Annotated in this window: 9 protein-coding genes; 8 read left to right on the top strand and 1 reads right to left on the bottom strand. The window is 53.3% G+C overall.

Annotated elements, in window-relative coordinates; translation table 11 throughout:
* Positions 1 to 48: 48 nt before the first annotated feature.
* Genes ABDW36_RS00525 through ABDW36_RS00505 form a run of 5 tightly spaced genes read left to right on the top strand, consistent with a single transcriptional unit; the run spans position 49 to position 7801 of the window.
* A complete protein-coding gene (locus ABDW36_RS00525; protein ID WP_343699927.1) occupies positions 49 to 3441 on the top strand; it encodes a SusC/RagA family TonB-linked outer membrane protein in 3393 nt (1130 codons plus the stop codon).
* An 11-nt stretch (positions 3442 to 3452) separates the two neighbouring features.
* The gene (locus ABDW36_RS00520; protein WP_343699926.1) at positions 3453 to 4904 is read left to right on the top strand and encodes a RagB/SusD family nutrient uptake outer membrane protein; all 1452 of its coding nucleotides are present in this window, start codon (positions 3453 to 3455) and stop codon (positions 4902 to 4904) included.
* 16 nt (positions 4905 to 4920) lie between these two features.
* A complete protein-coding gene (locus ABDW36_RS00515) occupies positions 4921 to 5829 on the top strand; it encodes a putative zinc-binding metallopeptidase (RefSeq protein ID WP_343699925.1) in 909 nt (302 codons plus the stop codon).
* Positions 5830 to 5847: 18 nt separating this feature from the next.
* Entirely contained in the window at positions 5848 to 7164 is a 1317-nt protein-coding gene (locus ABDW36_RS00510; protein WP_343699924.1) for a DUF4302 domain-containing protein, read from the top strand.
* A 46-nt stretch (positions 7165 to 7210) separates the two neighbouring features.
* Positions 7211 to 7801, top strand: a complete 591-nt coding sequence (locus tag ABDW36_RS00505; protein WP_343699923.1) for a hypothetical protein — start codon at positions 7211 to 7213, stop codon at positions 7799 to 7801.
* A gap of 118 nt (positions 7802 to 7919) precedes the next feature.
* Here ABDW36_RS00505 and cfa read toward each other — a convergent pair whose 3' ends face one another.
* A complete protein-coding gene (gene cfa, locus ABDW36_RS00500) occupies positions 7920 to 9029 on the bottom strand; it encodes a cyclopropane fatty acyl phospholipid synthase (protein ID WP_343699922.1) in 1110 nt (369 codons plus the stop codon).
* Positions 9030 to 9295: 266 nt separating this feature from the next.
* Here cfa and ABDW36_RS00495 point away from each other — a divergent pair, with 266 nt between their 5' ends.
* From ABDW36_RS00495 to ABDW36_RS00485, 3 genes are all read left to right on the top strand, one after another.
* Positions 9296 to 9880, top strand: a complete 585-nt coding sequence (locus ABDW36_RS00495) for a sigma-70 family RNA polymerase sigma factor (protein ID WP_343699921.1) — start codon at positions 9296 to 9298, stop codon at positions 9878 to 9880.
* Between the two features lie 72 nt (positions 9881 to 9952).
* Positions 9953 to 11140: a FecR family protein gene (locus ABDW36_RS00490; protein ID WP_343699920.1), complete on the top strand. Its 1188-nt coding sequence runs from the start codon at positions 9953 to 9955 to the stop codon at positions 11138 to 11140.
* 270 nt (positions 11141 to 11410) lie between these two features.
* Positions 11411 to 14731 carry a TonB-dependent receptor gene (locus ABDW36_RS00485; protein ID WP_343699919.1) on the top strand — a complete coding sequence of 1107 codons (3321 nt, stop codon included), beginning with the start codon at positions 11411 to 11413 and terminating at the stop codon, positions 14729 to 14731.
* The last annotated feature ends 4 nt before the right edge of the window (positions 14732 to 14735 follow it).

Genomic DNA, 14735 nt, shown 5'->3' with positions numbered 1-14735 from the left:
CTGCTGACCTGTCAACCAGATCGTAACACATATAACACATGTATGCCCATGCATTTAATGCTACACACCTATTCCGTCCGGGGGTGGCTTTCCAGGTTCCCGGTGATGTTTATCCTGTTGCCTGCACTTACCCTGACATCTTCTGACACCCATGCTGCAACGGAAACCGTCACCTTCCAGGAAAGCCAGCGGCAATCACAGGCCCGCGGCCGGGTAATTGATGCGGATGATGGTACCCCGCTGCCAGGGGTAACGGTTGAAAATCTTGTAAACCGGAAAGGGATATTGACCGATGCATCGGGCAATTTTACGCTGGACGCCAGCTCCGGCGACAGTATCCGTTTTTCGTACATCGGCAAAAAGCCGCTGGTAGCCGTTTTCAGGGGCCAGGAAATGAACATCCGCCTGGCCCGCCAGGAAGGGCAGCTGTCTGAAGTAGTGGTTACCGGCTTCCAGGACGTTGATAAACGAAAGTTTGCCGGCGCCGCCGTTACCCTCAAGGCGGATGACGTGAAAATGGACGGCGTGGTAGACCTGAGCCGCATGCTGGAAGGGCGCGCCGCCGGTGTGTCTGTACAGAACGTGTCAGGCTCCTTCGGGGCCGCGCCCAAACTGCGCGTAAGGGGAGCCACCTCCATTAACGGGGACAATAAACCTTTGTGGGTGGTAGATAACGTAGTGCTGGAAGATATCATCAACATCTCTAACGACCAGCTTTCCAGCGGAGACCCCACCACGCTGCTGGGCTCCGCCGTAGCCGGCCTCAACGCCAACGACATTGAAAGCTTCGCCATATTGAAAGACGCTGCCGCCACCGCCCTCTACGGCGCCCGCGCCATGAACGGGGTAGTGGTGATCACCACCAAGAAAGGACGGGTGGGCAAACCGCTGGTAACCTATACCGGCAATTTCAGTACCCAGCTCAAACCTAACTACAGGGAGTACAATATCATGAACTCCTCCCAGCAAATGTCCGTGCTGGCGGAACTGTACCGCAAGGGGGAGCTGAACCCCAGTATACTGGACCGCGCAGACAACGGGGTGTTCGGCAAGATGTATGAAAGCACCCTGCCGGACGCTACCGGCAATTACCCCGTTCCCAACACGCCGGAGGGCCGCGCGGCCTTCCTGAAACGCTACGCACTGGCCAATACAGACTGGTTTGACCTGCTGTTCCGCAACAATTTCATGCAGGAGCATTCCCTGGCCGTTTCTTTCGGTACAGACAAGTCACAGTCCTACTTCTCCACCAGCTACTTCGGTGATAACGGGTGGACGGTGGCAGACCGGGTAAACCGCTATACCCTCAACTTCCGCAATACCTACAAGTTCTCGGACCGCCTCACCGTAGGGTTCTCTACCCTGGCCTCCGTGCGCCAGCAAAGGGCGCCCGGCTCCCTGGGCAGGCAAACCAACCCGGTAGAAGGCCGGTATGACAGGGATTTTGACATCAACCCCTTCAGTTATGCCCTGAACACCAGTCGCACGCTTACTGCTTACGACGAGCGCGGCCGGCGGGAGTTTTTCCGCCGCAACTTCGCCCCTTTCAATATTTTGACGGAGCTGGAAAATAATTACCTGGACATCAACGTGGCTGACCTGCGCCTGCAGGGTGAGCTGGCTTACAAGATCACCAATTCGCTGAAGTACGAGTTTACCGGTGCGCTGCGTTACGTAAAATCTTCCCGCGAGCACCAGATCACTGAAAACGCCAATATGGCCAATGCCTACCGCGCCGCCGGCAACTCCACTATCAGGAACAATAACAAGTTCCTTTACCGCGACCCGGAGAACCCCGAAGCAGAACCGGAGGTAGTGCTGCCGCAGGGCGGTTTTTATAACAGAACGGAAGACCAGCTGGTGAACTATGATTTCCGCAACAGCCTCAGCTTTGTAAAAACCTTCAACAGCGTGCACGCCCTCAACCTGCTGGGCGGCATGCAGGTAAAGTCCGCAGACCGGCAGAATTTTTCCAGCACAGGGTATGGCTATCAGTATAATAATGGCGGCGTCCCCTTCGTAGACTACCGCATACTGAAGCAAACCATTGAGCGCAATTTCCCGTATTATGGTATGAGCAAGGATTACGACAGATTTGTGGCGTTCTATGGCTCCGCCGGTTATACTTACAACAGCAAATACAACTTCACAGGTACGGTGCGGTACGATGGCTCCAACCGCCTGGGCAAATCCCGCAATGCCCGCTGGCTGCCTACCTGGAGCCTGGCCGGTTCCTGGAACGTAGACGCCGAACCGTTCATGCAAAACCTTACCTGGATGGATTACCTGACGCTGCGGGCTTCTTACGGGCTTACCGCCAGTATGGGGCCGGCTACCAACTCCAGCATTGTGTTGCGCAACATCAACACCAACAGGCCTTTCCTGACAGAAGTGGAGTCAGTGATACAGCTGGCCAACCTGGAAAACTCCGAGCTGACCTGGGAAAAATCCTATACCGCCAACGTTGGCCTGGATGCGGGCCTGTTCAAATCAAAAGTGAACCTGAGCCTGGATCTTTACCAGCGCAAGGGCTTTGATCTCATCAGCCTCATCCGCACGTCCGGCATTGGCGGCGAGCCGGAAAAGGCCGCCAACTATGCAGACATGGAATCTTATGGTGCGGAAGTGCTGATTGGCGGGCAGGTGATCAAGCGCCGGGACTGGGGCTGGAGGACCAATCTTACCTTCGGGTATAACGAGAACCAGATCACCAACGCCCGCAACCGCCCCCGTATTTTTGACCTGGTGGTGGCCGAAGGCGGCAACCGGCAGGGCTACCCCGTACGCAGCCTGTTCTCGCTGGATTTCAAGGGGCTGGACCACAACACGGGCGTACCCCTGTTCGTGGACGAAACAGGCAAACAATCCAGCGCCGTGTTCCTGCAGGATTTTAATATAGATCACCTGGTATATGAAGGCCCCGTAGACCCCACCATTACCGGTGGTTTCTCCAATACCTTCAACTACAAAGCCTTTTCACTGAATATTTTCATTACCTACCAGGCCGGCAACAAGATCCGCCTGTACCCCGCCTTCCGCACTTCTTACACAGACCTTGACGCCATGCCCAAAGAATTTTTTGACCGCTGGGTAATGCCGGGAGACGAAAAGTACACCAACGTGCCCTCCATCCTGGGCGCTTTTGAGCAAAGCCGGCTGGACGGGGCCTATCCCTACAACAATTACAATTATTCTACAGAGCGGGTGGCAAAAGGAGACTTTATCAGGCTGAAGACCGTATCTCTCAGCTACCAGCTTTCCCCTTCGCTGCTGAACCGGATCAGGATGAACAGCGTCAGCATCACGGCTGCCGCCACTAACCCCTGGCTCATTTACGCAGACCCGAAGCTGAAGGGCCAGGACCCGGAATTTTTTAACTCCGGCGGGGTAGCCCTGCCCATCCAAAAACAATTCACGCTTTCCCTGAAAGTGGGCATTTAATGATTTATACCATGAAGAAACTGTTTATATACATCATAGCAGGTTTAACGCTCACGGCCGGGAGCTGTAAAAAATTCCTGGAGCAGCCGCCAGATAACAGGGCGGAGCTGAACACGCCGGAGCAGGTATCCCAGCTGCTGGGTACCGCTTACCCGCAGGGGAATTACATGGCCTTTGCCGAATCCGCTTCAGATAACGTGGCAGACAAGGGAACCGGTGACATGGACCTCACCGTGTCAGACCCTTACCATTTCAGGGATGTGCGGGAAGACGAGCAGGACAGCCCGGAAAATTACTGGTACGCCTGTTATGCCGCCATTGCTGTGGCCAACCTGGCGCTGGAAACCATAGACAAGGCCGCCAACCAGCAAGCCTATGCTGCACAGAAAGGAGAAGCGCTGGTAGCACGGGCTTATGCGCATTTTATGCTTGTCAATTTTTTTGCGGAAACATATGATCCCGCTACGGCCGCGTCTGAACCCGGTATACCATACGTTACCACGCCTGAAAAAGTAGTGATCCGGCAGTATGAGCGCAAAACGGTAGCCTATGTATATGAAATGATTGAAAAAGACCTGCTGGCGGGGCTCCCGTTGATAGATGACACGAAGTACAAGATACCTTCCTATCATTTCACCCGGGTAGCCACCCATGCCTTTGCGGCCCGTTTTTACCTGTTCAAGAGAGATTACACCAAAACCGTTGAATATGCTAACCAGGTGTTTGCCGCCGGTAATGTAGTGAACCTGCTGCGCCCCTGGAATACCGTATACAAAACCAAAACCTACCAGGAGATGTGGGCGCTTTATGCCAAAGCCACAGAACCGGCTAACCTGCTGCTGGTGGAAACCGTTTCCTGGTGGGGGCGTAACTACGTGCCGAACCGTTATGGCCTTACATCCGCCAAGCGGGACCAGATACTGGGGAACAACGTAACAGGCGGCCCCTGGGCGTTCCGCAACCATGTGTACACACAAGGCGTATTGAACTACATGCTGCCCAAAGTGAATGAACATTTTGTGCGGAGCTCCGTGAATGCCAACATTGGTACCGGTTATGTGGTGGTGCCGCTGTTCACTGCGGAAGAAGTATTGTTTAACCGCGCGGAAGCCTACGTATACCTCAACAACACCGCTGCCGCGCTGGCTGACCTGAACGCCTATGCCTCCACGCGCATAGATGATTACGATGCTGCCGCCCATACCATTACAGCTAACAGGGCAAGGCTGTTTTACGGCATTAACGATCCGCAAACGGCCATCCTGCGCACCATACTGGATTTTAAACGCGCAGAGTATGTACAGGAGGGCATGCGCTGGTTTGACATTCTGCGGTACCGGATACCGGTTACCCATACGTTTACGGACGAAGCGCCGCAGGTGCTTGCCGGAGACGATCCCCGCAGGTTGTTCCAGATACCGCAAGCTGCCTCCCAGTCAGGCGTAGAACCTAATCCCCGGTAATAACAAAAGAAGACACATGCATATGAAAGCATACCATATAATTTTTTCCCTGCTGCTGCTTACCCTGGCTGCCTGCAAAAGTGAGGACGCGCTGGAGAACCCTGATAATATTCCCGGCCTGGGCGGAGATACCTGGCCGCCGGGCCCTATAGACGTATGGATCAATGACAGCCTCACCACGCCACTGAATGTTGCCGTAAAATATAAATGGGACCAGGGCGAGCTGGAGCTCAACAAAACGCTGGTACCGCCGCGGGAGGAAAAGGTGATTCCCGTATTGAGCACCATCAAACAGGTGTGGATCAAAAACTATGATCTGGTAGCCGGCGAATATTTTATGAGAAAGTATTGCCCCAAGTTTTTTGTGCTGGTAGGCAGCGCCAGCTGGAACCCGGACGGTACCGTTATTTTAGGCACCGCGGAAGGTGGCCGCCGCATTGTACTGTACGATCTGAATGGTTTCCGCACCAAAAACATGCCCGGTTATGTACCGGAAGATTCCGCCACGGTAAAAGAGATGTTCCATACCATAGAGCACGAGTTTGGCCACATCCTGCACCAGAACGTGATGTACCCGCTGGAGTACAAACGCATTTCAGTAGGCCGCTATACCTCCAACTGGAACAACGTGTCTGATGAAGACGCGCGGCGTGACGGGTTTATTACCGCCTATGCCATGTCCGCACCGGATGAGGATTTTGTGGAAATGATAGCTACCATGCTGGTAGAAGGCAAACAGGGCATCAACCACATTCTTGACAACATTACCGGCAATGGCCCCAACGGCACCACGCCGGAGCAGGCGCGCGCCATTCTGCGCCAGAAAGAGGCCATGGTGGTGAAGTACTTTGCCGATACCTGGAAAATAGATTTTTACAACCTGCAAACCCGCACCAGGGCTTCAGTAGAAGCGCTGATCAGGTAACATAAAACACCGAGTAGCATGAAAAGAGTTTTATTATATACCATGGCGGCGTTTTTGGTGCTGGCCTCCTGCAGCAAAAAAGACGATCCCGTATTTGATGAGTCGCCGGACGTACGCCTGAACAAGGTGCTGGCGGAATACCAGGCCGCGCTGGCCGGGGCGCCCAACGGCTGGAATGCCGAACTGAGAACGGCCAACGGCAGCCTGTACCATTTTCACTTCGGGTTTAACGATGCCAACCGGGTGCAGATGTATGCAGATTTTGACACCCTTACCGCCTCTGTGCGCAAGGAGAGCAGCTTCAGGCTCAAAGCCCTGCAGCAGCCGGCCCTCCTGTTTGACACCTATTCCTATGTTCATATACTGGCAGACCCGGATGCAACGGTAAACGGCGGCGAGTTCGGGCTGGGGCTTTCTTCGGATTTTGAATTTTCACTGGATACGCTGGCGGCAGACAGCATCAAACTTACCGGGCGCTTTAACGGCAGCAAAATGATATTGCGGAAGGCTTCCGCGCAAGACCTGCAGGCCTGGCAGAACGGGCAGTGGAAAAATGCGTTGTTGTTCGAAAGCATTTCTGCACTCATCCTCAATTATTTTAAACGCCTCAATGTAGGCGGCAAAGCCTACGAAATATCCCTGAATGCAGCACGGAGGGAAATCACCTTTACCTGGAGAGACGGTGGCGGTATACCACGGCAGCATACAACCACCTACAGCTTTTCCGGTAACAACGTACAGCTTGATACACCTTTAACAGACGGGGGCACTACCATCAGCACGCTCAGCAACCTGAGCTGGAATGCAGGCACTTCCAGCTTCCAGGTGAACGTAAACGGAACGCAGGCGGCCAGTATAGCCGGCGCCATAGCGCCCATGATCCCGGACCTGAACGCCCCCACCCGCTGGTGGCAGTACATGGCAGACAGGGAATATTTCTGGACTTCGTTTTTCGGCTTCCATGTAAACGGGGTGGATGATGCTTTCAAAATAAGAAGCATCCCCGGCCTCTACGCCCTTGTGTTTGTACCCAGGTTTGGCAGCGAGCAAGGCGTTATTTATGATCTGGCAGCTTTTACCAGCGTTTCGGGCAGCAACCTCAACCTCTTGTTTGGCGCGGCTTTCCGGCCACCTGTATTTACCACGGATGGCCGTGTTATTTTCCGGTATTTTGGTACGCTGGGGGATGTGCCTCCTGAGCATGAAGAAAAATACATCAATACAGCTTCACTGCTCAACAGCACAAGCGGTTTCTACCTGGTGCAAACCAGTGAAACCAGTTACGATATGGTGAGCGCTACGGATGCCAAGGCATGGATTACCTGGCTCCGATAAATCTGTCAAACCCTGAACTATTTAATAACTACAAAATTTTTACTCTATGAAAAGGATTGCAACCCGGATTGTATACGTTTCCCTGATGGCCGCGGCCGTGTTTATTTCCTCATGCTCCAAGGAAGGCCCCGCCGGCCCCGCAGGCGAGCCCGGTGCACAAGGCGCTCCCGGCCCCGGCGGCCCTGCTGGCCCTCCCGGCCCCAATGGCGCCCCTGGCACTGCCAATGTGATTTACTCCAACTGGCTGGATGTTGGTTTTAAGGTAGATACCACTCAAGCCGGAGACACACTGGGCTTCTACGGCCAAGTTGCCGCTACCAAGCTCACCAAAGAGATTTTGAATACCGGTGATGTCAGGATGTATATCAATCTGAATACTCCCACTGACCCGGTAATTGAACATTTGCCGTACCTCGATATTTATAGCGGGCTCAATATTACCGCCACATTCGAAGAAGGTGGAATATTCCTGTATGCGAATTTTAATGCAAGCTCCTTCACAGACAATAACGGAGTTAAGCGTATCCAGTACCGCTACATCCTCATCCCCGGCGGCACAGCCGCCAGAAAGGCAGATAGCGGCATAGACTGGCGGAATTACAAGGCCGTTCAGCAATACCTCGGCCTGAAAGACTAAACAGGTATTTTATCGCACATAAAAAGAGGCCGTGTTCAGCATTGAGCACGGCCTCTTCCTTTTTCGCATTTGCCTGTTGAAGCCGGCAAATGCATGCAACTGTCAGCCTTCATGGTTTTCAGCCAAACCGGTAACCTCCTTCCACGCCCTTCTTTGACAATACCAGCTGCCATAGCTGGTTTTTCCTGGCCCGGAAAGAGCCCGCGCAGGAAAGCAGGTAGTACTTCCACATGCGGTAAAAAGTATCGTCATACCTGGCTTTCAGTTTATTCCAGTTTGAAGAGAAGTTCTCAAACCAGGCGCTCAGCGTTTTGTCATAATCTACGCTGAAGTTTTCCCAGTGCTCCATCACAAACAGTCCTTCAATGGCTTTGCCTATCTGCCTGATAGAAGGCAGCAGGGAATGAGGGAAGATGTATTTGTTGATCCAGGGGTCTATGTAAGCGGTGGAATTGTTGGAGCCGATGGTATGCAGCAGGAAAAGCCCTTCTTCCTTGAGGCAGTTGAATACTGTTTGCATGTACACACGGTAGTTCTTCAAGCCTACATGCTCAAACATGCCCAGGGAAGCAATGGCATCATACTGCTGTCTGAGCTGCCGGTAATCCATCAGCTGTATATCTACCGGCAGGCCCTTGCAAAGCTGCCTGCCCAGCTCCGCCTGCTCTTTGGAGAGGGTGATGCCGGTAACCTTTACCTGGTATTTTTCCGCGGCATATTTGGCAAAGCTGCCCCAGCCGCAGCCAATGTCCAGCACATGCATGCCGGGTTTTAACTGCAGTTTCCTGCAGGTCAGGTCAAGCTTGTATTCCTGCGCTTCGTTGAGGGTTTGAGCATTTCTCCAGAAACCGCAGGTATACACCATGCGCTGGTCAAGCATCTGTGAAAAAAGATCATTGCCCAGGTCATAATGCCGTACCGCGTTGCTGTATGCCTTGGCGGGGTTCTGGCGGTTAAAGAGCCTGGAAATCAATATTTCTCCTTTAATGGCAAGGCTTTTGCGGGCTTTTTTGTCCAGCTCGCCGCGCAGCAGGCGGTGAAAAAACTCGTCCAGCCGCGGGCTGTCCCACCAGTTGCTCATATAAGATTCTCCCAGGCCCAGGGAGCCTGCGGCCAGCACCTGGGGGTAAAAATGTTCATTGTGCACCTGTATGTCCCAGGAGTTGTGGCCGTTTACCGTAATGCCTGCGGAGGCAAATAGCTGGGTGATAATATCTTTAGCGTTCACTTGCGTTGATGTATATATTGTACATATGTTAACACGCGGCGGCCTTAAAAGTTGCATGGCCATCCTGCACTGTCCTGCTCCATCCTGCACTGTGCTGCCTGGTGTATTTGCTACACTAAATATAACGCAATCCTTTCAGGGGCAAAGGTTCTGCCGGTTTGCAAAAGAACTGTACAGGCGAAATTTATTTTAGTTGTAAGTAGTGCCGGAAAGAAATTTCGTTCATTTATTTTTCCTATGTTTACGGTAATAAATTCCATGTCTGCATGTCCGTGCATCCAACTACAGATCAATTACTGCTCCAGGAAATGGCGGCAGGAAGCGAAGCCGCTTTCTGCACGTTGTTTGACCGGTATTGGAACAGGGTGTTCTCAACGGCCATGGTCATTACCAAGTCTGCGCAAATAGCGCAGGACATAGCGCAGGAGGTGTTCCTGCAGCTGTGGCAATACCGCCACAAGGCCGCCGGCATAGAGAAGCTGGACGGTTTCCTGTTCATCACCGCCCGCAATCTTATTTTCCGCAAGCTCAGCCGCTTGAAGCTGGAAGACGCCTACCAGCATTACCTCTCCGCGCAGTTTGAAGAAGAGGTGAATGACGCCGGCTCTCCCGCGGAGCTGAAAGAGCTGCAGCATATTGTAGAGTCCGGCATCTGCCGCCTGCCGCCGCAGCAGCAAAAGGCTTTCCGCCTCAGCCGGGAGAAGGGGCTGAGCCATGAAGAGATCAGCCTGCACATGGGCGTAAGCCGCGGCGCTGTAAAAGACTATATTGTACGGTCTATCACTTTCCTGCGTAAATACCTCAGGGAGCATGCCTTGTTCCTGTTAGCGTTTCTTTCCGGGCTGAAATAAAAAAATTTTTCTGCCGGCACTTCCTTACCGCCGTTTCATGCATCTTCATATTAACAGACCGATTATTTATTTATGACGCAGGAAGCCCTGAAGCAATTATTACAAAAGTACCTGGAGCATAAATTATCTGCAACGGAGTTTGAGCGTATGTGGGGCACCCTGTCCGATCCTGCGCTGAAAGATACCTGGCTGGAATTTATCCGGGAAACCTGGGATAGTCCGGCTCACCGCCACCTGGCCAGCGAAACGGCCCGGCGTGCCGGCTTGCAGAACCTGCTGCCGCAGATCAGGGAGCGTCGCCGCCCTTTCGTGCCGGTTAGCATGCGTTGGCTGGCAGCCGCCTGTGTGGCCGGGCTACTGGCAAGTGCATTTTTCCTGACCAGGAATAATGATCAGGCGCCAGTTGCCGCCCCCATTGCCCAGGCGCCCGCGGCGCCCGTCATATTGCCCGGCGGCAACAAGGCCGTGCTCACGCTGGGAGACGGTACGGTGATTGAGCTGGACAGTGCGGCCAACGGTACCCTGGGCCGGCAGGGCAACGCCCGCGTGGTGAAGCTTGCCAACGGCAACATTGCCTATACGGCAGACGGGCAGGGCGCTGCGGAAGTAATGTACAATACCATGCGCACGCCCCGCGGCGGGCAGTACCGCATTACCCTGCCGGATGGTACCAGCGCATGGCTCAATGCCGCATCGTCCATTACATACCCTACGGCGTTTACGGGAAATGAAAGAGTGGTGAAGGTAACGGGCGAAGTATATTTTGAAGTGGCCAAACAGGCCGGCGGTACGCCTTTCCGCGTGGAGATCATGACCGGTACAGGGGAAGTGAAGGGCGAAGTGGCCGTACTGGGTACCCACTTCAATATCAATGCCTATGATAACGAGTCCGCGGTAAAGACCACCTTGCTGGAAGGGGCCGTGAAGGTGAGGAAAACGGGTGAAGCCTATGTATCCCTGCACCCGGGGCAGCAGGCCAGTATAGCGGGTACCGTGGAAGTGGCGAGGCCAGACAACCTGGAAGCGGTGACAGCCTGGAAAAACGGATATTTTGTATTCAACCAAACAGATATACAGGCCATGATGAGACAGGCCGAAAGATGGTACAACATTACTGTGGAGTATCCTGAGGGAATACCGTCAGACCGCTTTAGCGGCACATTGTCCCGCGGCGTAGACCTGCTGCAGTTCCTGGAGATACTTGCGTATAGCGATGTAAATGCCAGCATTAAAGAAAGAACCGTCACCATCACTCCTTAAAACGAACGTTTAACAACTGCTTTCGTCCATCCGTTGATGGCCCCATACATGAAAAGACGGGGCCCAGAAAAAAGCCGGAAGTACTGGTAATACTGCCGGCGGAAGTCTGGGAGCCACCCTGTTATACAATTCGCTAACTATAGTAACTGGTAAAACACCCAAACAAACCACTAAGTTATGAAATTAACATTTACGAATTCCACAAGGCCCGGAGGCCTGTTCAACGCATGCACATCCACATGGCGGCCCTCCGGAAAAACGCTTTTGTTTATGAAGCTAACTGCCATTTTACTGCTGGCCGTATGCCTGCAGGTGAGCGCTGAGGGGTACAGCCAACAGATTTCCCTCAGCATCAAAAATGCGCCGCTGGAAAAAGTGTTCTCACAGATCGGGAAACAAAGCGGCCATCATTTCTTTTTCAACCAACGCCTGCTGAAAGATGCCAGGAGAATTTCCCTTGACCTGAAAGATGTTTCGTTGAAAGAGGCGCTGGACGCATGTTTTGCCAATCAGCCCTTCAATTATGTGATCGTTAACCAGACGGTGGTGGTGCGGAAGAAAGACGAGCCGCTCCCCCTGCCGTTTACAACAATAGCCCCGCTGGACATTTCGGTGAAAGGTAAAGTCACCAATTCAAAAGGGGAGCCGATGATAGGGGTGAGCGTAAGGCTGAGGAACAGCACCAAGGGCGCCACTACGGATGCCAAAGGCGAGTTTTCCTTTACCGTGCCGGATGGTACGGAAGTGGTGCTGGAGCTGTCTATGATCGGCTACAAGAATGTTACGGTAACACCTGCCAGCCCCGGCAATGTGAGCGTGGTGCTGGAAGAAGAATCTACCACGCTGGAGAATTTTGTGGTGATCGGTTACGGTACTACCCGCCGGCAAGACTTCACCGGTTCTGTAGCCTCTGTGAAAATGGAAGGCTCCCCTGTAGCCAATATGCCTAACCTCAACGCGCTGGAAGCTTTGAAAGGCAACGTGGGTGGCCTGAGCATAGGCGCCAGCAACCGGCCCGGCGGCCAGCCCAGCATGATGATCAGGGGTGAGAACTCCATCAGCGGAGACAACAATCCGCTGATTGTGCTGGATGGGGTGATATACATGGGCAGCATCAGCGACATTAACCCGAATGACATTGCCAGCTTTGACGTGCTGAAAGACGCTACTTCCGCCGCCGCATACGGCTCGCGTTCGGCCAACGGCGTAATAGCCATCACTACCAAAAAAGGCCGCATCGGGAAACCCTCCATTACCTTCAATACCTCTACCGGTTTCCAGACCTGGCAAAACCGGCCGGTGATGATGAAAGGGGAGGAATGGCTGAGCGTGGTGAATGCCCGTAACAAATACACCCCCGGCTCCACCAACTGGCTGAGAGCGGGAGAAATAGCCAACCGGGACGCAGGTAAAGAAACTAACTGGCTGGATGAAGTGACCCGCACAGGCATCATTCAAAGCTACCAGGCCGCTGTTTCCGGCGCTACCTCTAATGTGAACTACTACCTTTCATCTACATACGACAATAACCAGGGCATTGTAGTGGGAGACGATTTTGAAAGAATTTCCGTACTGGCCAAACTGAAAACCAACATTACCTCCTGGCTGGAAGTTGGAGTAGACGGAAGTTTCTCCCGCCGCGACTATTCCGGCTACGAAGCCAATATTGGCGAAGCGCAAACCATGTCTCCCTATGGCGTAATGTTCCGGGACGACCAGGGCAACCTCGAAAAGTATCCCTACACCCAATCCGCCATCAACCCGCTGTGGGGCGTGCAGGACGGTACGCGGGATAACCGGGATATCAGGCAGAACTACCGTATGAACGCGCATGCTTTGGTAAAGGTGCCCTGGGTGAAAGGGCTCAGCTACCGTCTCAACTACATGATCAATCTTGAAAAAGGCGAGATAGGTAATTTCACATACCAGGACTATTACATTGCAGAAGGAGAGGGGCTGGCAAGATATTCGCCTGCAACTGTACAGGGCTTCCTGGCCCGCGCCAACGGCAATTTCAAGAATAACAGCAACTACAGCTATGTGGTAGATAATATTTTGAATTACAAGCAGCAGTTCGGGAAACACGGGGTAGACGTAACCCTCGTGGCAACCAGGGATTACATGAAGTTCAGGCAGGACAGTATGTACGCTTCTGATTTTGCGGCTAATGGCAATACGGTGCTGGGTATGAACGGGCTGCATAAAGCAGCGGTGCAGCGGGTGGACCAGAACATCTGGGAGCGGGCCAATATTGGTTACCTGGCGCGTGCCATGTATTCCTTCGATGACAAGTACTTCTTCACCGGCTCCATCCGCCGTGATGGCGCTTCCGTGTTCGGCGCCAACAACAAATGGGCGCACTTCGGCGCGGCAGGCGTTGCCTGGAAAATATCCAATGAAGCGTTTATGAAAGGCATCCGCCCGCTCAACAGCCTGAAGCTCAAATTTTCCTGGGGCCAGAACGGTAACCAGGGCATAGGGCCTTACGGCACCCTGTCTACCATACAAAACGGCACCAGCGGCGGGGTAAGGTACCAGTTTTCCAACACTCCGGGCGCCGTTTTTTACGGCCTGTACCAGAATGCGCTGGGTAATGCAGACCTGGGCTGGGAAGCTACGGAATCCTGGAACGCCGGTTTCGAGTCTGCCTGGTTGAACGAAAGGCTGTTTGTAGATGTGGATGTTTATGCCGGTCAAACCACAGACCAGATATTCACCCGTAACATACCGGTAATGACCGGGTTCAAAACTATCAAAACCTCCATGGGCCAGGTAGACAACAAAGGTGTTGAAGTGTCCGTACGTTCTGTGAATGTTAAGCACAGAACATGGGGATGGAACAGCACCGTTACTTTCTGGCTGAACAGGAACAAACTGGTGAGATTGTATGGTGAGGACAGGGACGGTGACGGCAAAGAAGATGATGATATTGCCAACAGCCGCTTTATAGGCCATCCGCTGGGTGTGATTTACGGCTACGAGCAGATAGGTATTGTACAGGAAAGCGATACGGCTTACATCCGCCTTACAGGCGCCGCACCGGGCGCGCCCATGTACCGTGACCTGGACAAGCAGCCTGGCATCAGCGCTGCAGACCGTAAAGTATTGGGTTACACCGGTGACAACTTCAGGTTGAGCCTCGCCAATAATTTCAATTACAGGAACTTTGATCTTTATGTGATGCTCACCGGCACTTTCGGTGGCAATGGTTATTTCCTGAAAAGCAATGCCAATGCCTACCTTACGGCAGGCACCGGCCGCTTTAACGATAACATGACTTCCAAACCCTACTGGACGCCTGAAAACAGGAGCAACGTATATCCTTCCGCTTACTTTGCGGGAGACGGCCGCTTCCTGGGGCTGCAGTCACGCGGCTTTGTGAGGCTGCAAGACGTTACGCTGTCTTACCGCGTAGACCAGCAGCTCCTGAGCAGGATACATGTGAACAGCGCGCGGGTGTTCCTGAGCGGTAAAAACCTGGCCACTATTACCAACTGGTTTGGCGGTGACCCTGAAACCGGTACGCCGGTGCGGGAGAATACTTTCCCGGTGCCCACCACCTATTCCTTTGGCCTGAACGTGAGTTTCTAACCCA

The organism is Chitinophaga sp. (assembly GCF_039596455.1).
Taxonomy (GTDB): Bacteria; Bacteroidota; Bacteroidia; order Chitinophagales; family Chitinophagaceae; genus Chitinophaga.
The sequence above is the reverse complement of the archived record's forward strand: the minus strand, read 5'-3'. Positions and strand labels throughout refer to the sequence as shown.